At 48.6% G+C, this 23910-nt stretch carries 21 protein-coding genes; 16 read left to right on the top strand and 5 right to left on the bottom strand.

Translation table 11 applies throughout. The annotated features are described in order from the left end of the window. Nucleotides 1–23: 23 nt before the first annotated feature. Complete coding sequence (ahpC, locus tag ACJJI4_RS12595; protein ID WP_444925362.1) at nt 24–590, bottom strand: alkyl hydroperoxide reductase subunit C; 567 nt, start codon at nt 588–590, stop codon at nt 24–26. 389 nt (nt 591–979) lie between these two features. On the opposite strand from ahpC (ACJJI4_RS12595), the gene ACJJI4_RS12590 reads away from it, so the two are divergent. Both ACJJI4_RS12590 and ACJJI4_RS12585 read left to right on the top strand, forming a co-directional pair. After that, a complete protein-coding gene (locus ACJJI4_RS12590; RefSeq protein ID WP_444925361.1) occupies nt 980–4336 on the top strand; it encodes a Gfo/Idh/MocA family oxidoreductase in 3357 nt (1118 codons plus the stop codon). Continuing rightward, the gene (locus tag ACJJI4_RS12585) at nt 4333–5526 is read left to right on the top strand and encodes an MFS transporter (protein WP_444916746.1); all 1194 of its coding nucleotides are present in this window, start codon (nt 4333–4335) and stop codon (nt 5524–5526) included. Before ACJJI4_RS12590 ends, ACJJI4_RS12585 begins: the two co-directional genes overlap by 4 nt. A gap of 86 nt (nt 5527–5612) precedes the next feature. On the opposite strand, the gene ahpC (ACJJI4_RS12580) is transcribed toward ACJJI4_RS12585, so the two are convergent. Further along, nucleotides 5613–6179: an alkyl hydroperoxide reductase subunit C gene (gene ahpC / locus ACJJI4_RS12580; protein ID WP_413662577.1), complete on the bottom strand. Its 567-nt coding sequence runs from the start codon at nt 6177–6179 to the stop codon at nt 5613–5615. Between the two features lie 243 nt (nt 6180–6422). On the opposite strand from ahpC (ACJJI4_RS12580), the gene ACJJI4_RS12575 reads away from it, so the two are divergent. From ACJJI4_RS12575 to ACJJI4_RS12565, 3 genes are read left to right on the top strand one after another with little or no spacing between them, the layout of a single operon-like run. After that, on the top strand, nt 6423–7739 hold the full coding sequence (locus ACJJI4_RS12575) for a DUF2157 domain-containing protein (protein WP_413662576.1): 1317 nt from the start codon (nt 6423–6425) through the stop codon (nt 7737–7739). Then, nucleotides 7736–8263, top strand: coding sequence for a GDYXXLXY domain-containing protein (locus ACJJI4_RS12570; protein WP_444911126.1), 528 nt, complete (start codon nt 7736–7738; stop codon nt 8261–8263). Before ACJJI4_RS12575 ends, ACJJI4_RS12570 begins: the two co-directional genes overlap by 4 nt. Nucleotides 8264–8282: 19 nt before the next feature. Further along, nucleotides 8283–8894: a CPBP family intramembrane glutamic endopeptidase gene (locus ACJJI4_RS12565; RefSeq protein ID WP_413662574.1), complete on the top strand. Its 612-nt coding sequence runs from the start codon at nt 8283–8285 to the stop codon at nt 8892–8894. Nucleotides 8895–8950: 56 nt separating this feature from the next. Here ACJJI4_RS12565 and ACJJI4_RS12560 read toward each other — a convergent pair whose 3' ends face one another. After that, the gene (locus tag ACJJI4_RS12560; RefSeq protein WP_282932146.1) at nt 8951–9535 is read right to left on the bottom strand and encodes an exopolysaccharide biosynthesis protein; all 585 of its coding nucleotides are present in this window, start codon (nt 9533–9535) and stop codon (nt 8951–8953) included. A 382-nt stretch (nt 9536–9917) separates the two neighbouring features. Between ACJJI4_RS12560 and ACJJI4_RS12555 the strand changes: the two genes are divergently transcribed. Further along, nucleotides 9918–10517 (top strand): CPBP family intramembrane glutamic endopeptidase, encoded by a 600-nt coding sequence (locus ACJJI4_RS12555; RefSeq protein WP_413662573.1) that lies wholly within the window; start codon nt 9918–9920, stop codon nt 10515–10517. A gap of 109 nt (nt 10518–10626) precedes the next feature. On the opposite strand, the gene ACJJI4_RS12550 is transcribed toward ACJJI4_RS12555, so the two are convergent. Further along, nucleotides 10627–11274: an NAD-dependent epimerase/dehydratase family protein gene (locus ACJJI4_RS12550; protein ID WP_444911125.1), complete on the bottom strand. Its 648-nt coding sequence runs from the start codon at nt 11272–11274 to the stop codon at nt 10627–10629. A 217-nt stretch (nt 11275–11491) separates the two neighbouring features. After that, nucleotides 11492–11920 (bottom strand): DUF4174 domain-containing protein, encoded by a 429-nt coding sequence (locus tag ACJJI4_RS12545; protein WP_444911124.1) that lies wholly within the window; start codon nt 11918–11920, stop codon nt 11492–11494. Between the two features lie 258 nt (nt 11921–12178). On the opposite strand from ACJJI4_RS12545, the gene ACJJI4_RS12540 reads away from it, so the two are divergent. From ACJJI4_RS12540 to ACJJI4_RS12495, 10 genes are all read left to right on the top strand, one after another. After that, a complete protein-coding gene (locus ACJJI4_RS12540) occupies nt 12179–13594 on the top strand; it encodes an MFS transporter (RefSeq protein ID WP_444925360.1) in 1416 nt (471 codons plus the stop codon). Between the two features lie 244 nt (nt 13595–13838). Next, complete coding sequence (locus tag ACJJI4_RS12535) at nt 13839–14348, top strand: hypothetical protein (RefSeq protein ID WP_282932151.1); 510 nt, start codon at nt 13839–13841, stop codon at nt 14346–14348. A 2-nt stretch (nt 14349–14350) separates the two neighbouring features. Beyond that, nucleotides 14351–16378, top strand: coding sequence for a tetratricopeptide repeat protein (locus ACJJI4_RS12530; protein ID WP_444925359.1), 2028 nt, complete (start codon nt 14351–14353; stop codon nt 16376–16378). Further along, nucleotides 16375–19509: a tetratricopeptide repeat protein gene (locus tag ACJJI4_RS12525; protein ID WP_444925358.1), complete on the top strand. Its 3135-nt coding sequence runs from the start codon at nt 16375–16377 to the stop codon at nt 19507–19509. The genes ACJJI4_RS12530 and ACJJI4_RS12525 overlap by 4 nt, the downstream gene beginning before the upstream one ends. 32 nt (nt 19510–19541) lie before the next feature. Beyond that, entirely contained in the window at nt 19542–20126 is a 585-nt protein-coding gene (locus ACJJI4_RS12520; RefSeq protein ID WP_413662567.1) for a tetratricopeptide repeat protein, read from the top strand. Further along, nucleotides 20123–20443 carry a hypothetical protein gene (locus ACJJI4_RS12515; protein ID WP_238152012.1) on the top strand — a complete coding sequence of 107 codons (321 nt, stop codon included), beginning with the start codon at nt 20123–20125 and terminating at the stop codon, nt 20441–20443. The genes ACJJI4_RS12520 and ACJJI4_RS12515 overlap by 4 nt, the downstream gene beginning before the upstream one ends. A 69-nt stretch (nt 20444–20512) precedes the next feature. Further along, on the top strand, nt 20513–21244 hold the full coding sequence (locus tag ACJJI4_RS12510) for a MotA/TolQ/ExbB proton channel family protein (RefSeq protein WP_444907817.1): 732 nt from the start codon (nt 20513–20515) through the stop codon (nt 21242–21244). Next, nucleotides 21244–21834: an ExbD/TolR family protein gene (locus ACJJI4_RS12505; RefSeq protein WP_444907818.1), complete on the top strand. Its 591-nt coding sequence runs from the start codon at nt 21244–21246 to the stop codon at nt 21832–21834. Before ACJJI4_RS12510 ends, ACJJI4_RS12505 begins: the two co-directional genes overlap by 1 nt. After that, complete coding sequence (locus ACJJI4_RS12500) at nt 21831–22370, top strand: ExbD/TolR family protein (protein WP_444925357.1); 540 nt, start codon at nt 21831–21833, stop codon at nt 22368–22370. The genes ACJJI4_RS12505 and ACJJI4_RS12500 overlap by 4 nt, the downstream gene beginning before the upstream one ends. Nucleotides 22371–22379: 9 nt before the next feature. Next, nucleotides 22380–23759 (top strand): AgmX/PglI C-terminal domain-containing protein, encoded by a 1380-nt coding sequence (locus ACJJI4_RS12495; RefSeq protein ID WP_444925356.1) that lies wholly within the window; start codon nt 22380–22382, stop codon nt 23757–23759. The last annotated feature ends 151 nt before the right edge of the window (nt 23760–23910 follow it).

The raw sequence follows: 23910 nt of genomic DNA, 5'->3' as shown, positions 1-23910 counted from the left end.
GGGCCGGGTCAGAGGTATTTGGGTTAAATCTTTCCTACCAGATCTAGGGAGGGGGCTAAGGTCTCTTCGCCTTCTTTCCACTTGGCCGGGCAGACTTCACCGGGGTGAGCGGCGATGTACTGGGCAGCTTTGATCTTGCGCAACAGCTCGCTGGCATCGCGGCCGATTCCGCCGGCAGTGATCTCGACAATTTGGATACGGCCTTCGGGGTCGATTACAAAGGTGCCGCGATCGGCGATGCCTTCTTCCTCGATCATCACACCGAAGTTGCGGGTGATGGTGCCGGTGGGGTCGCCGATCATCGGGTATTGGATTTTGCCGATGGTGTCGGAAGAGTCGTGCCAGGCTTTGTGGGTGAAGTGGGTATCGGTAGATACGGAGTAGATCTCAACGCCCAACTTCTTGAACTCTTCATAGTTGTCCGCCAGATCGCCCAGCTCAGTGGGGCAGACGAAGGTGAAGTCTGCGGGGTAGAAGAAGAATACGGTCCACTTGCCTTTAACGTCGGCGTCGCTGATATCGAAGAAGTCGCCGTTTTGATAAGCCTTGGCGCTAAAGGGTTTCAGCTGGGATTCGATGTAACGTGACATGGATAGCTCCTTATTCATCACTGTCTTGTCGGTCGTTGTTTGGAAGTGGGATCTATACTATCGGTCTATGCTATTTGATAAAAATTATTAATGTAAATGTGTGTGATAGCTTTTGGCAATCGTTGTTGGCTATTTGATTGATTGGGTGTTTAGCCGCTATTTAATGGCTTTGGCAAAGCGACAGCCGTTAGGTGAAACCTTATCGGCGCATCCTGATGTCTATTGAGCCGCAAAGACGACATATAGAAGTGTTGATCGCGGTCTATACCCTCAGGCATCAAAAAAGAGTTGAGTCGTAAATCAGCGCACATTAGCAATAAGTTAGAAGTGCGAGCCCGGTTCTGACGATCTGGGTAGTGCCAGCGGATGTGAGGTTAAATGTTGCCGCTATGAATCAGAATGTGGTGCATGTCACGGTGGTTGGTGTCGGTCTGCCTGGGGAGTCAATCGGATGGCTGCATTTGTCTCAGCTAATGAATATGCGAAATGTAGTGGTAGATGCGATTGTTGAAGAGTATTGGCTTTCCAGGGATGCCGAGTCATCTAAAAAAGGGATGGTTTTCCGAAATGAGATGGCAAGGCTAAAAGCTCAGTATGGCGATTTCAAAACTTGTTCCTCGGTGGAGCAAATACCTGATGCGCATCCCTCCTTAAAAAATTTGGTTGTTATCTCGGTGAGGACTCCACACGCGAAGGGGGTTTTTGAATCGGTAATTAGTAAAGGATATAGGAATATATACCTAGAAAAACCTGGTGCAGACTCGCTGGAAAAGCTGCGTGAAATGGAAAGGATCGCCGACAGAAACAATGTAAATGTTGTTGTTGGCTATCAAAAGCATATCGCAAATTACGTGGATAGAGCCGAGAGGCTTAACGAGCAATGGAAGTTGAAGTCCAGGAGTGTCGGATTCATTCATCACAACCCGCATCCGGAAGCCAACCTGGAAAGCATCTTTAGGCAAAATTCCGAAGGTATGCTGCTCAACCAGTGTTGCCATGAACTTGAACTCTGTATAGCAAAGTGGAACCTTGCTCCTCACAACATTACTGATGTAGTAGTGAATCGAGATGAAACCGTGCAGAAGCGCTTCGGTGATATCGAGGACTTCAAAAAGCTGTCTTTTACGCTAAAAACTAATCTGGGAGTGAGTTTCTCTTTTCTGGCTACCCGTTGTGAAGGTGTCGAAAATTGCATAGCGATGCGAAAAGGCCTTCGCGGTGACCCTGTTTTTATTCGGCAGGCCATGGAAGATGTCCTTGATCGGGCACTTGAGCTTACTAGAAAAGAAAAGGGAGGGATGTGGTATTGCTACTTGTTTGAGCGAGATTATTACAATCTGAAAAGGCTGTTTATTGAATCCATTCTAGATAGCGATGATGAGAAATACTTGAACCTGCCGCGACTGCTTCATGCATGTGGTGTTCTTGAATTGGCCGCAGCGATAGAGCCCTCTATTAAGGCTCAATTAAGAGAAGATGAAAGCCATCATTCTATCGTACAAATTTCAGATACTATTTGTCAGGCTCCAACAAACCAAAGAATCTGGTACCACCATGGACTCTTTAAACCTGGTAATAAATTCCTTATAGAAATCCTAAGGCCGCCGCAGAACAGAATTATTTGTTGTGTTGATGACAAGGTATGGGAACTCTATGGGAAGGGTATTACCGAGTGGCAAAAGTCCATGGGGGTTGAGTTCATCCCGATAGTTATGAAGGGTGGCGAACAGTCAAAAAATATTAATAGTCTTATCAGTATGATTGATGAAATATGGAAGGCAAATCCTCTTCGTTACAGGGAGCCAATCTTAGCTATGGGTGGAGGGGCGGTAACCGATACGATTGGGTTTGTCAGTGCGGTGTGGCGACGGAATACACCCTGGATACGTATTCCAACGACTCTAATGGGAATGATTGACTCCTCTATCGGCATTAAAGTCAGTGTGAACCACAATATTAAGAATGGGATTGGTGCTTTCCATTGTCCCTTGCATACCATTATTGATCCCTCCTTCTTGAAAACTAATCCACAGCGGGTATTAAAAAGTGCGATTGGTGAAATGATTAAGGTTGGAGTGGTATTCAATAAGGATGTGCTCGATACCTTGTCAGCTCAGGGTGCCACTCTGTTGGAAAATAGTTTTTTAGAACCTGATGGCCTGCCGGGAGATGCATCCTATAAACTGCTGATAAATTGTATTGATGCCATGCTGGATAGTATTGCGGGAGACTTAAAAGAAGAGAACTTATCCAGACCAATGGACTTTGGACATACGTTATCCCGCTGGTTGGAGCGTGATGAGGCTTTTAGGTTGATGCATGGTGAAGCTGTGGGCATTGACTGCCTGTTTACTTCGCTGGTAGCTGAAAAAATGGGATTGATATCCAAGGCAGACATTGAGTTACTGTTTGGAATTTACGTGCAGCTGGGACTTGCAGCTAGTGTCAAAGGGCTGAGCCTGGATGTATACAAGACGGCAATAAAACAGATCTCGATTCATCGCTCCGGTACTTTGCGAGCGCCTCTCCCAGCCCCTCTAGGAAACTGTATTTGGGTCAATAAGATAGAGGCGAACCACCTGGAAAGCGCTTGGTATGACCTGCAAGAAAGGCTTACTCGTCATCCAGAGCTCATATTGGATCCTGATGAAATAGCAGAGGAGGAATATTTACCTAAGCAATTGGACTTGACCAGTCATCAAGGCGCAAAAAAACTACCTTTGAGAAGGCTGCGCTGGGGATTTATAGGCTGTGGAAGAATAGCAAATGATTTTGCATTAGTCCTCAACTACCTGGATTCCTCAGAAGTGTTTGCTGTAGCTTCCAGGGATTTTAATAGAGCGAGAGAGTTTGCGAATAGTTATGGAGCAAGTAGGGCTTATGGCAGTTACCTGGAACTTGTTTCTGATCCTGATATTGACATTGTCTATATTGCAACTATCCCTGAGCTACACCGACAACATGCTGAATTAGCATTAATGGCAGGTAAGCCTGTTCTTATTGAAAAACCTCTGGCGTTAACAGTTGAGGATGCTGTAAGGATTAAAGAGCTTGCCAATAAAAAACAGCTGTTTTGCATGGAAGGGATGTGGATGAGGTTCTTCCCTGCTATTAAATACTGTAGAGATATTATTAGTCTTGGAAATATAGGTAAGGTAAGCCAGCTTCGTGCAGATTTGAGCTTTGACCTGCGTAAGGATGAAGGGTTGCAGTCTCCAAAATGGAAGGTGGGAGCTGGTATGGATGCCGGTGTGTATCCTGTCCACACGGCGCTGATGGTATTGGGTAGGGGGATATCAGACCTGGAGTTCTCTGGGGTGCTGGATAACTACGGTTTCCAGGAGGATGGTGCCGGACTCATTTATGCGCACTTCGATAGTGGATCAACAGCTGTAGTTTCCTGGAGTCATCTGGTTGAGGGTGCGGAAGAGTTGGAAATCTATGGCACAGAAGGGCGGATAAAAGTGTTTGCCCCGGCACATTGTCCAACTAGGGTGTCAGTGACGCGGATCACTGGTGATCGAAGGACAGATAATGAGACTAAGTTGTACGAATTCCCATTACCGAGAATAAGAGGCAGGTTTAATTATCCAAATTCTGAAGGGCTTTATTATGAGGTACAGGCTGTTCAGTTATGTATTGAGAAAAACTTAATTGAATCACCGGATCTTCCTCTTGCCGACTCTATACAAGCAATCCGAATGATTGAAGAGTGTGATCAATATATCAAAAGAAGGGCTGCGTGAAACGCAACATCTATTGGTTTGGATTGCTGTCATGCTATGGGGCTCTATTTTTACTGGGCTTTGTGGAGGTCTATAAAGCTCCAATTTATCCAAAAATTTTAGATTTTTTTTCTGTTTCCCCAACAAAGGGCTCCACCTTTTTCTTCCTGTCCACTTTTTCTGCCTTACTTATGACTTTGTCAGGGGCTCTCTGGGTAAAAAAAATCAGAGTGATCTCTGGATTAGCATTATTCGTAGTTTTTATGGGGGTAGGGTCGGTACTTTCAGGTATTTCTGGATATCTGTACTCGTTTACCCTGCTTATTCTGGGCAGCTTCCTCTTTGGTTTGGGTGCCGGAGGGAGCATGGTTTTGATTAATGTGGCAATTCCTCTTTTTGTTCCTGAAAACTTAACTCGTCAAGGTTATTGTGGATTACATAGTACCTATGGGGTGGCCTCTATATTGTCTCCTTTGTTGCCCGGATTGTTGTATAAATTTCACTTTGGATGGGAGGGTGGTTTCTATTTGTTTGGGGGGATAGCAGCAAGCATATTATTTTTTATCTTGTCTGGATTAATAAGAAGAAAAGGAAAACTGAGGAAAAATGGGAGTTCTTTTAACCCTGGCGCCTTTAAAGAGGCAAGCCAACGAGATAAAGAACCGAAAGAGTGGTGGATCGCAATTGGTGGTGGGTTTATTGTTTCTGCCTACAACGGCGCTGAACATATATTGGCGAGTAGGATGGTGCTGTTTCTTGAAGCTAGGGGAGGGCACTGGGCCGTTGAGGCGGATATTTTGCTTTCAATCTTTTTCGGATTGCTTTGTTTAGGGAGAGTGGCCTTCACTTTTATCCTGCTGAAGGGAAGTGCTTTTTTCTGGTTAATAGTCTCCTTTTTATCGACAGCAGCCGTATTTTCTCTGGGCTACTGGGTGAGTCCACTATGGTTTCCAGTATGTGGATTGACACTATCCTACTTGTTTCCTTATGCCATGGAATGGTTGACACATTGTAGTAAGAATCCCCCTTTTACAGTTTCATTCTCCTTAGGTATGGGGGGAATTTTCTTGATTCTGGCCCATGCTTTGGTGGGATGGTTAGACGAAAGTTACGGAATACAAACCGCAATCTTTGTAGTTCCTGTGTTCCTCTTGGGAGGAGTTGTATGTTGCTTGCTTTTGTCACTTATTGCGAAGCAAAGAAGCCATTAACACGGATTAGCAATATTTGATTAACGACAATGCCCGCCAAAAGGGCGGGCAAGGCCAGTTCCAATCCTGTGAGGGCTTGGGAAGACTTAAATTTTGCCTACCAGATCAAGAGAGGGGGCCAGGGTTTCCTCACCTTCCTTCCATTTTGCTGGGCAAACTTCACCGGGGTGAGCAGCGATGTACTGGGCAGCTTTGATCTTGCGCAGCAGCTCACTGGCATCGCGGCCGATACCGCCAGCAGTAATTTCCACAATTTGAACACGACCTTCCGGGTCGATTACGAAAGTACCGCGGTCGGCAATGCCTTCTTCCTCAATCATTACACCGAAGTTGCGGGTGATGGTACCGGTAGGATCACCGATCATCGGGTACTGGATCTTACCGATGGTGTCAGAGGAATCGTGCCAGGCCTTGTGGGTGAAGTGAGTGTCTGTGGAGACTGAGTAGATCTCTACACCCAGCTTCTTAAACTCCTCATAGTTGTCTGCCAGATCGCCTAATTCAGTGGGGCATACAAAGGTGAAGTCGGCGGGGTAAAAGAAGAATACGGCCCATTTACCTTTGACGTCAGAGTCACTTACATCGTGAAATTCGCCATTTTGGTAGGCTTTGGCGTTAAACGGCTTGAGTTCGGATTCGATATAGCGGGACATGGTTAGCTCCTTATTGGGTGCCTGGCTCTTAACTTTGATGCTGCTTATGCTATTGGCTGATCATCAATAATAGAAATTAACAATTTAAATATCTGAGATAGTTTTCTGCTATCTAGGTAGCTTGGCGATAATTTAGTCTGCAATCCGTACCAATTTGAGGTCGCTGGTTACATCGGGGATACTCGGGACCAAAGTATTAATACCCATTCATCGGGTATGGGTAATTTTTCACAAGGCGCATCTATGCGATTGATTCGGTTGCTTAAGCATGACCTGGCCCGCGAGGCTGGAGATTGGGTTGAAGACGGTGTGATCAGTGAAGCTCAGGCTGAGCAGATCTGTGCCCGCTATGAAGTGGATTACCACCGGGCGCAAGAAAGAACACTTGGATATCGCATTTTGATCGGGCTGGCCTATCTCTTTATCGGGCTGGCGGTGATTACGCTGATTGGGGCCAATTGGGAGGAAATCCCCAGAGCGCTGCGAATGGGGGGACTGATCACTTTGACCTTGGTGACCCAGGGAGTGGCGTTTAAGGTTTACCTATCTGGAGACAGAAAAGCCGGAGAGGGCTTGTTCTTGTTGGGCAACCTGTTTTTTGGTGCGGCGATTATCTTGATCGCGCAGGTATACCATTTGGGCGAGCATATGCCAGATGGTATTTTCTGGTGGGCACTGGGTAGTTTGCCATTTGCTTTAATTACCCGCAGCCCGTGGATTGCAGAGCAGTCCTTGCTCCTAGCTTTGCTTTGGTTCTTCCTAGAGTCGAGTTTAGGCTTTTACCCCGCCCTGTTCCCAATTTTCTTGCTGGGGGCCCTCTATATCCTGTTAAGTGGTCGTGCGAGCGTGATTCTCTTGCTGACCTTTATCTTTGGCTTAGGTTTTTGGCTGGAATTTTCCCTGTCAGAATTTTGGCGTTTGCAGGATGGGAAATTTAGTGCGGATATTTATCCGGAGAACCTTGCTGTTGCAGTCTCGCTCTTTATCCTGATGTATTGCTTTGCCCATTGGTTGGCAACTCGCCCGTCGGCGGTAGCCAAGGACTACGCAGCAGTAATCTCTATTTGGTGCCTTCGGTTTACTTTAATTGGCTTACTGATTTTTAGCTTTGAATATCCCTGGGAGGAGATGATAGAAGCCCCCTGGAGTCACCTACCTTCTATGTGGGCGGTAGTGGGGACTATGTCTGCTGTGTCGATAGTGTTGGCGCTGCTGTCTCAGAGGTTGCTATTCGGGCTGGGGTTGTGCGGTGTTTTTGCGGCAGTACTTGCGTTCGTAACAAATGCCAGCTCCAGTGACTACGCAGTTTGGTTACAAATTTTTACAAACTTCGCCCTGATTGCCTGTGGAATCTGGTTGATCTTCAGGGGTATTCACGATGGTATCTCACACTACTTCTTCCTCGGAGTTATGGCGGTCCTGTTGACGGCTCTGCTGCGCTATATTGACTTGATTGGCGACTATATAGGTGCTGCTCTCCTGTTTATTCTCTTCGCAGTTTTATTGCTGGCAGCAGCCAAGTATTGGAAATATCACCAGGCGGGGGGAAGTTTGCGATGAAACGTAGAGTTGTGATTGGCCTGGTTGCCGCCATTGGCGTGCAGTTTTTTATACTGTTAGGAATGTATATTAAGGCTCAAATGCCGCTGTGGACGGGCCAGCCTGTCTCAGTGAAAACTGTTCCTGTAGACCCGCGCTCATTATTTCGGGGTAACTATGCCCAGTTGAGTTACCCCTTTTCCACTTTAGATAAAGCCTTGTTTAAAGGGCAGGGACGGTTGCGTCAGGGAGAGGTGGTTTATGTGGGCTTAGAAAAAGGGCCATCCGGATTGTATGAACGCGCCTCTGTCAGCCTTGAAAAACCACAGGGCGGAGTCTTTGTTCGAGGGCGGGTAGCAGGCCAGAATTTTTGGAATTCATCAGATAGCTACCGGATTCGCTACGGTATTGAAGCCTACTTTGCTCCGAAGGAAAAAGCCCTGGACCTGGAAAAACAACTGCGGGACGGAGGAGTGGCTGAATTGATGATTTCTGCGGATGGGCGAGCGAGCTTGAAGGTTGTCAGAGGCTCAGGAAATCAATAGGCAAAGGGAAAAATCAGGAATGGAAGCGATTGGTCCGGCACGGCGCAGCCTGCCGGTTTTCTTTTTTTTAATGGATATTCAACTGGGCTGTCTATTGCTTGCGGCTCTGGGTCTCTACCTTGTGCCAATGGAAGTTTCATTTATTGGTGATACGGTTTGGCTGCAACTGCTGTTGGGATTGTTAGGCGCTATTGTCACATTTGCGGTAGTACTGACATTGGCTCGTTCTGAGACGCTATTTGGGAAAATGCTGCGGCTCCACTGTACTCAATTGACTCCGCTATTTTCCAAGTTGTCCCCACCACAGATGGTATGGGTTGCTTTAGCTGCGGGTGTTTGTGAGGAGCTGTTGTTTCGCGGTTTTCTACAGTCTTGGCTCTCCCAGCTCAGTACGCCATTCCTCGGTTTATTGGGTGCATCACTGATATTCGCATTACTGCACTGTGTTTCCTGGGTGTACTTCTTCCTTACCTTTATGATTGGGCTTATTTTAGGCATTTTCTACCAAATGTCCGGGGGCTTGGTGGGGGCGATTGTTTGGCATGCGGTATACGACCTTTTGGCAATTTTCGCCATAGTGCACTTTCCCCATTTGCTCGGATTAAAAAATCAAGTCTTAAAGCGAGGGTAAGTAGCCAGCTTTGGTCTGGAGACCTGCAGAGATATTACGGAGTTACTCGCGGGCTCCTAGATCACGGCAACGATCACCACTAGTACCAGGGAGGCCGTTAGGATAAAAGCAATAAGCGCTAAGAGTCCGTCTCGAGCTGCCAGCGATAGCCCAAAAATGGTGAGAGCGAGACCAGCAGTTGAGGCAGAGAAGGGGATTACTTCCATTATTGGCAGGGTCAATGCAATAAAAATGCAGGTTCCAGCAATAGCGTAGGTGCCATATCGGCGCACGATAAAATCCATCCGTGGCTGAATCCAGCGGTCGGCAAATCGGGCGGGCTTTTCCATCCAGTGCAGGGCATCCATCAGCTTCTCGCTAGATATGGAGCGGTTGATTAACCACTGTGGAAGCCAGATATAGTTGCGCTTCATCAGCAGTTGTAGGGCAAACAGTAGTAGCAATACGCCCATCGCGGTAGACATTCCGGGAATACCGCTCAGAGGGGAAAACAGGATCAACCCGATAAGGATAAGGAATGGGGCAAAGGATCGAAGCCCCACAGCCTCAATAACATGCTGGATGGAGATTTTCTCCTGCCCCTGACTTTTCTCCTCAATATCCTTCAGCAGCTGGCCCAGTCCTATGATTTCTTGTGTCATGGTTGGAATTAGTTGCTGTGTAGTTTCTTTGCAAGACAATCTACTGATAAGAGGGCTGGAAACCGGGTAGTCTCTACGAGCTATCCGGTTCCAGAGATATTGTCGAGCATAGCACTGTGACTGGCTTTTCGGCTAAAGTCAGGCAGTTTTTCAAAGGGGATAAGCTGTCTGGCGTCAAACTAAACGGATAGAGATAAGCTGTTGGCGGAGGATTATGCCTGTCATCATTTTCTGTTAGATTATTGCCGATGGCGGGTTTGCTTATTTCGGCTGATTGAATTTCGATGTGGTTTCTAGTTGGAACGGAATCCTAAGGCAGTCTATTTAGGTACTGAGCCACTCGACTACCTCGATAAACTACTAATAAAAAGGACGGTCACAAATGGATGCTGTTGACCAAACAAAAGGGAATCCACCAGTTTTTCTTTTATTAATTGGCACTCAGGTTGTTTGCTTGTTGCTGGCCCTTCTGGGCTTTTATCTGACTTCACTCAAGGTAGTGATCATTGGTGAAAGTGTAGGGTTGCAAGTAATAATTGGCATCATTGGTGCTATGGCTACCTACGGTGTGATGTTGTCGTTAACTCGCTCAGAAACGACCCTTGGCAAGTCAATGCGGCGTCAATCGATCGCCCTGATTCCGCTATTTTCACGATTGTCTTTCTTTCAACTGCTGTTGATTTCTATTGTAGTCGGAATTTGTGAAGAGCTTTTGTTTCGGGGTTTTTTACAGTCCTGGTTGTCAGAACTTAGTTCGCCATTGTTGGGGTTACTAATTTCCGCAATTGCATTTGCGCTACTTCATTTCTCATCGTGGACCAATTTCTTTCTGACTTTGGGAATTGGTGTGGTTTTAGGAGTGGTTTACCAAGTGTCCGGAAGTTTATTGGGAGTAATAATTTGGCACGCAGTCTACGATGCAATTGTCCTTATTGTTTTGACTCAATACCCGCACTGGTTAGGGATTAAGATAAAAGAATAACCGCAATTTTCGGGAGCGATTTACTTGTTTTAAGCTCCCGAATTTAACCTTTGGGGTTTAAGGAGCCTCCCAGACCCGCAGGGACATTGTAGAATTACTCGGAGGCTCCTTAAGCATTGAATAGCTCATCCAAACGCAGGGTCTCAATCCCTGTTCGTTCTTGTCGACTTAAATAAACCATTTTTTTGGCTACTTCACGCCCCTCAATGGGTCTATAACGTCTCAGCCCCGGCAGCATACAAATTACTGGTAGGAGGGTGCCTCCGATTTTCTCACCGGGGCGGGCATTTGCACGATCTCCGAGAAGTAGGGAGGGTTGCAGAATACTGATGCGCTTAAATGGAAGTTTCTTGATTTTCTCTTCCAGCTCACCCTTCATACGTAAGTAAGCACTGGCGCTATTGGCATTGGCCCCGCTGGATGAAACCAGTACGTAATGGCTGACCCCCGCCTCCGCTGCCAATTGGGCCGCTTTGTATTGATATTCAACGTCAACCTTGTACTGGGCGGCTAGGCTGCCGGCTTGCTTGCGAGTGGTTCCCAGGCAGGAAAATAGAGTATTTCCCTGAAAAAGAGGGGCAGCCTCCTCCAATCGATCAAAATCGACAATATGATTATGTATTCTTTGACTTGCAGTGGCTTTGGGGCGTCGAGTGAGGGTAAGTACTTCATCAAAGACTTCTTCACCAGCCAGTTGCTCTGTGAGATGGCCACCGATAAGGCCCGTAGCTCCGAGGATAATGGCTCTTTTGCTCATTGGAGGTTGATTTCCATTGGGTAGATGTTCGCAAGGCTAATAGCGTACTTTAGCGCAAAGATGTCTATGTTTGTTAAAAGTTGCCAGCTGGAAAGGGTGTCTGGTGAGCAAAGAAGGCCGAAGCGTAATTAACTGAGGGAAATCTAACTCTGGGATTCCTCAGTAATACTGGAGGATACAAAAATTCTCTATCAGATTGTGGATGTTCAATAATTGTTCACTGTGCAGATCCTTGCTGCATCTCATTGCGTCGCATGGGCATGCTGTCGATACGTTGAAAAATTTCGACGGCTGAGAATTTATCGGCTTTATACTTTACTTCCCCATCCTTCCCTATAAGAAGTACTTGCATTGCTGGTCCTTGCAGATATTTTTCCCGTACATTTTTAGCAAAATTGTCTGTGACTTTACCGGGAAAGTTAGTCTCAAGGGTGTCGTTAGAGAATAGGAACCATATCAAGTTTCTCTCTGCAAACTGCGGCGCTAACTTGAGTAATTCATTGATTGTGCTATTGGGATCTTCCGGGATATTCAGTAATAGAATGCGGTTTTTCCACTGGAAATCTTTTAGGTCGTTCACCGTAGATCCCTGGGCGAATGTAGAAGAAGTCAGCAGAACCAAGACAAGCACAATGAACTTATGCATTTACTAATCTCATCTATTAGCGTGATCTTAGGGGGCTCAGTAGGCTATCCAATCACTAATTCAATTTTCCGGTGCTTGGATGTCCTTTAAGCATAAGATATGAGCTGCCAGTTACAAGGCAGATGATGATCCGTATCCACAGTGAAAACTGACTAGTCAAAAGGCGTGTAAATGAGCGAGTGGTCTAGGCTCTAGGCGGGAGTATTAAAAATATATCGCAAGCTAATTAGGTTCTGAAGGATTACCTGAGCGGCTCGGGTGTCGAGTGAATTACGCAGTATGGCTAAACAGAGCGGCAAAATTACACGAGATCAGTACTTGGGGTTGGCTGCATTAGTTCTCGCGGCCTTCCTTATTAGTAATGACTATACCGCTTTTGCCCCCGCACTACCTGCCATCGAAAGAGAATTCAATGCAGACATAACTAGCTCCCAGTGGATCATTAACGGATACGCCTTGGTTTTTGGTGTTTTCATCATAACCGGTGGCCGCTTGGCGGATATCTATGGCCGCCGCAGAGTATTTATGATTGGAGCGGGAATATTCGTTTTCTTTGCCGTGCTGGGTGGCTTGGCAATGGATATGTGGATGTTATTGATATCCCGCGCATTGATGGGAGTGGGTGCGGCATTGATGTGGCCGTCCACTTTGGCAATGACTTTTAACTTGTTGACCTATGAAAGGTCAGGGTTGGCGGGTGGTATCCTGATGGCCACCTGTGGGTTAGCGAATGCAGCTGGACCAGTTTTGGGTGGGGTGCTCGCAGATTTTTTCAGTTGGCGATGGATTTTCTTCGTTAATATTCTCCTTACTCTGGCAACAATGCTGGCTTGTTGGTGGGCAGTGCCCCCCGATAAACCTCGTGACACCGAGGAAAAAATAGACTTCTTCGGTGTGCTACTACTGTGCACCTCGCTATTTTGTTTGCTTTTTGCACTGGATGTCTCCGCAGAAATTGGTTTCAAGCATCCTGTGGTTATCAGCCTGATCGTTGTGTTCCTGGTGTTGCTCTGCCTGTTTACCATCGTGGAGTATCGAGTTGGTAAAGATGCCCTGATTCCCCCTGATATTGCACAGAACCGAAAGTTCCTAGCGGTAGGCGTTACGACACTCCTAATCTCCGTAGTATTCCTGTCGGCGATTCTCTATGTCCCCCAGTTTTTGGCGAATTTTCGTGGCTACTCAGCATTTCAGGCCGGTTTATCTTTAGTCCCTTTAATGGTTGTATCGGGGCTGGTTGCTATTATCTCCGGTCGTTTCTATGAGGTAGCCGGGCCAAAATTACTCGTCTCATTAGGTATTTTGGGGATGAGTGTTGGAATGTTCATGCTCTCGAACCTGACTTCGGACACGGGTTTTCTGGATATGTGTCCGGGCTTGGTCGTGTTGGGAGTCGGTATTGGGCTGTTCAATCCATCCAGTACGACTGCGGGTATTACGGTGGTGGAACCTCACCGTGCCAGCTTGGCAGGCGCAATCCTCTATATGTTTAAAATTGGTGGGGGTGCGGTTGGTTTGGGTATGAATGCTACAATTATCGCCTTCGCTCCAGATATACCTTCGGGTATAGATAGAGCTTTTACAGTAAATGCCTACCTAGCCTTGGTTGGTTTGATTGTCTGTATGTTTTTTGTGATCGGTAGGCCAGAGAGCCAAAGCGGAGAGCTTTCTTAATCGAAAGTGAATTGTGTCTCACTTCTTTTGTGTTGTAGATCTCTTTTATTTGCTGGAAGTGCTTTTTTCAAAATTTATCCATTCTTTGAGTTTTTGTGAGATTTGAATTTCCTCACATCTGATTAGCCCTCTATTCAATACAATGCCGCAGCTCAAGGCCCTGTTGTGCCTGGGTTTATTGTGGTCCTGTTCCAGGTTCTCTGGCAGGAATTGATAGTTTAGGGTTGGGTCGGAGGTAGGCCACATGTTCAGAATTCTTCAGATTGTACTTTTCTTTCTGTTGGCCAGTACTGGGCATGCTCAGACTATTGATAGAGATGATATCCGTGGCCTGGATGAGCAGATCCAGGATGTTAAGAAAGATGTAATTGATCTCACTGCTGAATTGTCACAGCTGGAGGAAAAGCTCTTATTCCCCTCTAATACGCAGGTAGCTCTTTTTGTCTCGGTGGCTGATGAAAAGCCCTTCGAGCTGGAGTCGGTTGAGGTCACACTGAATGGCAAATTAGTTGCCCATCATCTCTATACCTACCGGGAAATTGAGTCCCTGCAAAAGGGTGGGGTACAAAAAATATACACTGGCAATGTGCAAGTGGGTGGGCATCCATTAGAGGTTAGTTTTCTCGGTAAAACCCCATCAGGAAAAGAGTATCGGGCTACAGCTTCCTACACCGTGGAGAAAGCAGTGGGTCCTAAATTTGTCGAGATTAAGGTTCTGGGAACCGAGTCCACGATAAACTTCAAGGACTGGTAATCATGCTCAGGTCCCTGGTAAATGTGTTGTCCTGTCAAACCAGGATGGCACTTGGTGCTCTATCCCTTTGTTCTTTGGCTGCTCTCCCCGCTGCAGCGGCGACTGAACCGCAGGAAGAACTTAAAGACCTGTTTTTCGGTGCGGCAATGTTTCATGCCCATCAGGAAAGTTATTTTGATGCGATTGTGGCACTGGACACAGAACTTGCTCAGTATCACCGCTTAGATCAGCCCGAACTCGATCCTTTCAGTGCGCACTTGGGGCAAGCTGAGTTTTCGGTGGGTGACTTGGAGTTGTCCTACCGAATGCACAGGGAGGCCGGGCGGGCTATTGAGGCTGTACTGCAGGGAAATGTTTCCCAGCCGGTGCGCAATGAAGCCGCGTATCGACTGGCAAAAATTCACTATCACAAACAACAGCCACGCAACGCCTTACACGCCCTGGAAATGATTGACGGGCGGGTTCCCGAGAGGGTCCGTGCAGATGAGCAGTTTTTGCGTGCTCGAGTCTATATGCAGCTCGGTCGATTTGAGGAGGCCGTAGAACTGCTGCAAGACCTGAAGGGTGAAGAGTCGCTAGAGGGCTTTGTTTCCTTCAATTTGGGTATTGCCCAACTGAAGGCGGGAGAAGAGGAGCGCGGTGTTCTGGAGTTGACTGCACTGGGAAGAAAGCGCAGTTCAGAGGCGGCCCTGCAGGCCCTTTACGATAAAACCAACCTCTTATTGGGCTCCCATTTAATGGAGCTGGGCAAGCTGGATATGGCGCGCCCCTATTTTGATCGTGTAAACCTCGATGGCCCTTTCTCAAATAGGGCGCTGCTGGGTGCTGGCTGGGTAGAGGCCCGCGCGGGTAGCTATGATCGGGCACTGGTGCCCTGGAAGCTGTTGCAAGACCGCAAAGGCACCAGTGAGCCAGTGCAAGAGGTCATGTTGGCGGTGCCCTATGCCTACGGCAAACTGGATGTCCACAGTACCGCTGCAATTAATTACGGCCGCGCGTTAGACGCTTTCGGGCGTGAGATCGATACCCTCACTCAGTCTATTCACAGTATTCGCAAAGGTAAGTTCCTTGAGGCGCTGCGTCGTAAAGAGGCCACCCAGGTACAGAACTGGGTAGTGGCCTTGCGCAATTTACCGGAAGCCCCCGAGACCCATTACTTACTCGACCTGATGGCATCCAATGACTACCAGGAGTTTCTGCGCAACTATCGCGACCTCAACGATTTATATGAGCGCAATGAAGAGTGGCTAAAAAGCCTGACAGCCTACGAAGATATTATTCGTATTCGCCGCAACTATTACGAACCCCTGTTGCCGGAGCTGGACAGGCAATTCCGTGAACTCGATGCCCGTATCCAACTGCGGATGGAGCAGCGCGATCAGTTTGCCAATCGTATAGAGCAGATGCTGATCTCCCGCCGACCAGAATACCTGGCAACGGCCGAAGAGCAGGAAGCGCGATTGAAGCTCCTGGAACTTAGCGGAAAAATTGCTGAGCATCCCCAGGGCTTTACTGGAACTACTTTGGAGCGGGTACAGCGGCTCAAAGGTGTTTTGGACCTGCGTCTTTCCTTTGAGTACGACCAGCGTTTGACCGAGGCCTACAAACACCTGGCGGAATTAAGCCAGGAGATCGAAAGTCTAAAGTCTGTTTACGATTCCTTTGTGCGCAGTCGCCAGGCGGCAACTCACAGCTATACCGGTTACGACCGCGATATTACTCGTTTGCGCGTGCGTATCCAGCAAACCCAGCGGCGACTGAAAACCCTGATGGCGCGCCAGGGCACCATGCTTGAGGCCTTGGCAATTGCTGAGTTGGAACGCCGTCGCGCACAGTTGGAAAGTTATCAAATTAAAGCCCGCTTCGCCCTGGCAGACAGCTACGACCGCGCTAATGAGCTTCAGGAGCAGCGTGAAGATGAATTTAAAGTAGAGCAGCACAAGGCGCTGTTGGAAGAGCAAATCCCTGAGGAGAATCCAGCGGAGATGGAGCCGGTGGAGGAAGAATCAGCAGAGGGAGGTGATTCGTGAGTAAGTTGCTCAAATCTAAATCTCGAGCTGGTATATCTCCCAATCGTGCCGTCGGTCTTCTCTCTGCACTTATAGTGCTAGGGGGTTGTGCGGGAAATAGCGGCAAGACCATCGGCAGTCTTCAAAATGTCGAAGTAGAAATTAAGGAAGAACATATTGATGGGAGCCTGGAGAAGGCACTGGCCAGCTACCAGAAGTACTTGCAGGAAACCCCTGAATCCAAGCTGACTCCCGAGGCGATGCGCAGGATTGCCGACCTGAAAATCAAGCAGGCACACCGCGCTGAAGATGCAGAATTCGATAACCTTGCTGGAGTAGCTGCTGGAGGCGGGGCGGTGATCTCTGTCGATGCGTCAGAAGCTATGGCTGAAAATACCCTGGATGCTCCAGAGACGTCAGCGCCGGTGGCGAAGGTAGAGCCGGTAGTGACTGAGGCGCAGGCCCCTGGGGTTGTCGAGTCCGACGAGGAGTTTGAAACCCGGGCTAGTGGCAGCATAGAAATAGCTGCAGATGAAACCCCGCTTGAAGCGCCGGGCGTTGATTCTGAAGAGATGATGTCAGCCAATGCCCGCGAGGCCATCGATCTCTATATTAAATTGCTGCAAAAGTACCCCCTGTATCACCGCAACGACCAGGTGATGTATCAGTTATCCCGGGCTTATGAAGAGGCGGGAGAGATTGATGCAGCGGTGGATGTATTGCGCCAGCTGGTGGCCAACTATCCGGACTCGCGACATATCGATGAATCCTGGTTCCGGTTGGGCGAATACTATTTTACCCGCAAGAAGTTTCTCGATGCGGAAGAGTCCTACGGAAAAGTTATCGATATTGGTGTGATATCCAGTTTTTACGAGCTTGCCCTGTATAAACGCGGTTGGGCGCTGTTTAAGCAGGATATGTATGAAATGGCTCTGGATGACTATATCGCCATGCTGGATTACAAAGTCTCCCAGGGATATGACTTCGACCAGCAAAACAATAAGGGCGAGCGCAAGCATATTGACGATACTTTCCGTGTGGTCAGCTTGAGCTTTTCTTACCTGGAAGGCCCTGATTCGGTTGTCGATTACTTCTCCCGCAAGGGTAATAGAGATTACGAATTCCGGGTATACAGCCAGCTGGGTGAATATTATTTGGAGAAGCGTCGCTACCAGGATGCGGCAAAATCCTATATTGCGTTTGTTGATCGAAACCAGTTACACAGAGTATCTGCGGATTTCTCAATTCGTGTTATTGAGATCTACAGTAAAGGCGGCTTCCCCAAACTGGTGCTGGAAGCGAAGAAGGATTTCGCCACTACTTATGCACTTAATGCCGATTACTGGACTGTCTTCGATATTAATGAATACGGAGAGGTGGTTGCCTTCCTGCAGACCAACCTGGTCGACCTCGCCGGGCACTACCATGCGGCTTACCAGAATAAGAAGTTAAAAGACAAGAAGGCCGAGAATTATCGCGAGGCGATTCACTGGTATCGAAGCTATCTCGATTCCTTCCGGGAAACTGAGCGCGCACCGGAAATCAATTATCAGCTTGCCGGATTGATGTTGGAAAACCGGGATTTTCATGGTGCAGCTCTGGAGTATGAGCGCACGGCCTATGAATATCCTGCGCACAAGGATTCCAGCGAAGCAGGCTACGCAGCGGTTTACGCTTATCGCGAACATCTGGCCAATAACTTAAAAGATGCAACGGATGAGCAGCGTGCACCACTATTGCGGGAAATTATCCGTTCATCGCTGACATTTGCAGCCACATTCCCTGAGCATGCCAAAGCCCCTCAGATCATGCTCGGCGCGGTGGAGGATCTTTACGGGTTAAAAGACTATGCCCCGACGATCGCCAATGGCCGTTCACTGTTGGAGCAGTTCCCCACTGCGGAGCAGGAGATTAGACGTTCTGCCTGGCTGCTGGTGGCTCACGCTTCTTTCGATACTGCGGCCTTTGCGGATGCAGAAATCGCTTACGGTGAAACTTTGATGCTGACTGCCCAGGATGCAAAGGATAGGGCGGGACTGGTAGATAACCTGGCTGCTTCTATCTACCAGCAGGGTGATATGGCCCGTAAGCAGGAGGATCATGCAACCGCAGCGAGCCATTTCCTGCGTATTCGAGGCGCTGCACCCGGTGCGACCATTTTGGCTACGGCGGAGTACGATGCTGCCGCATCATTGATCGTGCTTAAGGATTGGGTACAAGCGGCAACGGTATTAAATAACTTCCGCAGTCACTTCCCGGAGCATGAGCTGGCAAAAGATGTCACCAAGAAGTTGGCAGTGGTTTACCAGGAGAGCGGTGAGCTGTTGTTGGCAGCTGCGGAATTTGAGCGTATTGAGCGGGAATCCGAGGACGATGAAATACGCCGTGAGGCCTTAACCCAGGCGGCAGATCTTTACGCAGCGGCAGAAGATAGCGCTAAAGCGCTGTCTGTTTTGCGTCGCTACGTCGATTATTTCCCCGAACCCATGGAGCCGGCGCTGGAGACCCGCCAGAAAATTGCCGATATCTACAAAGTGTCCGGGAATCAAAAGCTTTATATGGCAGAGCTTCGTGAACTGGTGAAAGTTGAGTCCCGCGGTGGTTCCCAGCGCAGCGACCGCACTCGTTATCTCGCAGGTAATGCGGCCCTGCTATTGGCTGAACCCAGTTTTGAGGCTTTCACCCAGGTGGATTTGGTTGCGCCTATCGAGAAAAGCCTCAACCTCAAGCGCAAGCGTATGAAAGCAGCCACCCGTGCATTTACTGACCTGATTGATTATCAGGTGGCCGATGTGACCGCTGCGGCAACCTTTTACCTGGCTGAAATTTATCTCCACTTTAGCGTGGCCCTGAAGGACTCTGAACGTCCAACCAACCTGAATGCCCTGGAGCTGGAAGAGTATGAGTTGGCATTGGAGGAGCAGATTTATCCCTTCGAGGAAAAAGCCATTTCTGTTCACCAGAAGAATGTCGAGTTGCTGGGCGTCGGTATTTATAACCCCTGGATTGATAAAAGTATTGGCAAGCTTGCTAATTTAATGCCCGCTCGCTATGCACGGGCGGAAGAGGCTGGTGAGTATCTCCAGACTATTGTACCCCTGCCGCCAGAGCCGGAATTGCCCTCAGCGGGATCAGCAGTTTCGGGTCAGTAATAACAGGCATTTGCCTTTTGGAGTGGAAAGTTATGCAAAAACAAATGCGTTTGTTTTTTCTGGTGGGCTTAGCCTTGTTGTTAGCAGCTTGCGCCAGCACCCAAACCAAGTCTGGAAAAATCTCTGATTATTCTTCGGTGCGGGTATCGGGCAGTGTGAGTCGGGACTTTGAGCGATCCCTGGAATATCTTGCCGAGCAGGATTATGCGAGTGCTATTGAACTTCTGCAGTCAGTGGTGGAGCGCGAGCAGCGCCTTCCGGCACCCTATATTAATCTGGGTATTGCCCACTACAAAAGTGGCAATGAGGCAAAAGCGGAAGAGGCTTTTTTAAAGGCATTGGCGCTGGACGAAAAGCATCCGGTGGCAACTAATGAACTGGCCGTTCTCTACCGAAAGCAAGGGCGCTTTGCCGAGGCGCGAAAAATATATGTGAATGCTTTGGCAGAAAATCCAGAATATCTACCTTTGATAAAAAATCTGGGCATATTGTGTGATCTGTATCTGCAAGATCTCCAGTGTGCTCTGGCACAATTCGAACAATATGTTCAATTGGAACCAGAGGACCGGGATGTCACTATCTGGTTAGCTGATATTCAACGGAGGGCTGGTAAATGATTAAACTTCGTTGGGCTTTGCCATTCGTGGCCAGCTTTATGGTTTTCCCTTATGCCTTGGCTCAGTCTGAGGGAGAGGAGAAAAAAGAATCCACCGATAAAAAGGTGGATTCAAAAATTAAGGAGTTGTCGGGTATTTCTATTATCGGTAACAAGGAAGCCCCTAAGTCTCTCTATATTGTCCCCTGGAAAAGTTCCGAAGTGGGTGTCGAAAGCGACCTTGTCTCCAGCTTGATGGACGACAAACTCAAACCGCTCGACAAGGAAGTTTTCATGCGTGAGTTGGAGTTCTACCAACTCAGCCTGTCCGGCGATTAACGCCATATAGACTCCGGCTATCGCCGGAGTAGCACCAAGTTTTAGCTGTATTTCTCAAGAGGGTTTGTAATGGGCTTTTTCAATAACGTCATCGAGTTTTTCCAGACGGGCGGTACTTTTATGTACCCGATTCTCGTGGTTGCCGCACTGGGTGGTGCTGTGGCTATCGAGCGCTTTATCCGCCTGCATTTGGAGCGCCGCAGCAACCGCAATATGTGGGATAAGCTGCAGCCGGTATTAGCTTCAGGAGACTTCGATCGCGCTCGCAACCTGGTAAAACAGGACGAGTCCAGTGTGAGTAAATTACTGTCTATGGGGCTGGCCCGGCAGGGGGCCGTTCGCCGTCGTGAAGATATCGAAATCGCGATGGAAGAGAGCATGATGGAGATCACTCCACAGCTGGAAAAGCGCACCCCTTACGTAGCTTTGTTTTCAAATATCGCAACTTTGCTCGGGCTTCTGGGAACCATTATGGGTCTGATCGAAGCCTTTACGGCGGTAGCCAATGCCAACCCGGCAGAAAAAGCGGACCTGCTCTCCGCCAGTATTTCCGTGGCGATGAACACCACCGCCTTCGGTCTGATGACTGGTATTCCACTGTTGATCGTTCACGCACTGCTGAACTCACTTACCGGTGAAATTATCGACAGCCTGGAAATGGTTTCTGTAAAAGCATCCAACCTGATTGATGGTGCAACTCGTCGCCGCTTTGAAGTGGAGCCCGCAAAATCCAAGCCGTCTAGTGAAAAAACTACACCAGCTAAAACCAATCCAGTAGCACAGCAAGCGGAAACTGCGTAATGAGAAGGCGGCGCCACGGGCGGGATAAAGAAGCTCCTGAGCTGGATATCACTGCTTTCTTGAATTTGATGGTGGTATTGGTGCCTTTTCTATTGGTATCGGCGGTATTTTCGCGGGTGACAATTCTCGAACTGAATATGCCGAGTGGTGCCGGTGGTGGAGCACCGGATGATCCCACGGTTACGGTGGAGGTGGTTGTGCGAGAGCAAGCCCTGGAAATCAGTGATGGTGAAAAGGTTATCGCACGTTTCCCCAACCTGAATATTGATGGCGAGGGTGAAAATGCTCCTATTGAGGCTCCCGTTGGAGCAGATGCTGAACAGACTGAGATTCTTGCTGTGCTCCCCACAGCAGAGGTGTATGACCTAAAGAAGCTCACGCAGTTTTTGTTGGAAGTTAAGGCCAGTTATCCGGAAAAAACTGATTCCATCATCCTGATGGAGCCCACAATCGCCTATGAGCATTTGGTGGGCATTATGGATACTGTGCGCGGAGCTGAAGTACGGATTGAGGGGAGTGATCCCAGTGATCTGGATGCGGTGGAAAAGGTGGTTTTATTTCCTGATATTTCCATAGGAGATGCGCCATGAGAAATGAAAGCCGACGCATGAAGCGTATGGCGCGAAGCCATAAGCGCAAGAAAACCTCGGGCATGAACCTGACTTCCCTGATGGATGTTTTTACGATCCTGGTGTTTTTCCTGCTGACTAATACCTCCAGCAATGAAGCCCTGGAGCCCCCCAAGGTGATTACCTTGCCGGACTCAGTGGTGGAGACCAAGCCCCGGGAAACGGTGACCCTGATGGTGACCAATGATGAAATCCTGGTGGAGTCCAACTCGGTAATTGCCACCTCCGAAGTGTTGGAAAGTGAGGAAACCATTATTGCGGCCATTAAGGAAGCGATGGTTGCGGAGCTGGCCAAGGCAATTGGTGTTGCCCAGGCCTCGGAAGATTCAGGTGAGGGTGATGTCGAGGGGGGGCAGGATCCAGAACCACCGGAGGTCAATATTCTCGCGGACAGAGGCATTCCGTTCAGTTTGCTGAAAAAGGTGATGTCCAGCTGTACAGACGCTGGCTATACCAAAGTTTCACTGGCGGTTATTCAGAAAGCATCTCAGGGTTAATGGAAGTTTGTGAGTAATTTTCTTCAACAACAGCGGGCGGTAGGTGAGGCGCTTGAGGCGGTTCACCATCGCATGCAGCTGCTCGAGGATGAGCGGCACCAGATCGAAGAGAAGCTGGCTGAATTACAGGACCAGGGGTCCAAGTACCAGTTGCTCGACGAAATTTCCGAACGCCTGCGCAAGCTTGAAGAAGCGGGCGCGGGAGAAATGTTCTGGGCGGAAGATTATCGGGAGAATGCTTCTGCGCAGGTTATCGAGCGGATCGGGCAGTCGACGCGCAGTTTCAATCAGAGCCTGGAGCAGCTGCGCGATGAGCGCAGTGCTTTGCAGAACAGCATAAGCGAGTGCCAGGAAGAGGTATTTACGCTGGATGAGCGCGCGGATGAGCTGCGCCGCGAGGAGGAAGAGTCAAAGTTCGAGTTCGAGATAACACGGGAATTCGAGCAGCCCAAGTTCCGCCCTATGGTGATGCCATGGCACAAGCAAGGCGAGGACGAAAAGCGTTTTCGCCGCTGTGTCTTTGCCTCACTGTTTATCGCCGCCTTGCTGGGCTACCTGATTCCCCTGTATACGGTGCCCCAGCCCGAGTCTCAAATAGTGGAAATTCCCGAGCGCCTGGCCAAGCTGGTTATTGAGAAGAAAACCAAGCCCAAGCCACCGCCGGAGCCAGAAAAAGCCAAGCCTAAGAAAGAGGAGAAAAAACCGGAGAAGAAGCCTGAGCAGAAGGTAGCCAAGCAGGACCCGAAACCCTCCAAGGCGGAGAAAAAGCAGGCGCGTAAAAAAGCTGAGCGATCCGGTGTTCTCGCCTTTAAGGATAACTTCCAGGACCTGATACAAGATGATCTGGATAACCGCCTCGGCCAGCAAACCCAGCTGAGCACAGCCGGTAAAAAAGAGAACCGCAGTCAGCGCTCACTGATCATCGCAGCATCTACCGCGGGAAGTGGTGGTATCAATACGGCAGAGTTGAGTCGCAATGTGGGTGGATCTGGTTCGGACTTGGGTGGCGTTGCCTTTGCACGAGTGGAAAGTTCTATCGGTACTGAAGGTGACTTTGCCGGCGAGGACCGTCCTCTCAGTGATGGTGCTGGACCGTCGCGGACAGATGAGGAAATCCAGATTGTTTTCGATCGCTACAAAGCCACCTTGTATCGTATCTACAATCGTGAGCTTCGTAATAATCCCGCGCTGCAAGGTAAGATGGTGTTGAAGATTACTATTGAACCCAGCGGATCGGTTTCTGCCGTGAGTGTAGATTCTAGTGATGTGGATTCGCCGTCGCTCAATGCAAAAATTGTGGCTAGGGTCAAACGATTTAACTTTGGTGAAAAGGCCGGAGTGCCGACCATTACCATTCTTTATCCGATTGACTTCTTCCCACCAACCTAGGCTGATAATTGGCCGGAGCCCACTGAATAGTGGGTTCCGGTCGTTTCAAACTGATGAAATTTTCGTCATACCTATTCAGTTATTATTTGTCCGTTCTGAACTAAATTTTCCCTCACAGAGGGCCCGCCTGAGAACCACTTGGCAATCCCTA

This window comes from Microbulbifer maximicatervae (SeqCode), from assembly GCF_052467305.1.
This window is presented reverse-complemented; position numbering and strand designations above follow the sequence as displayed.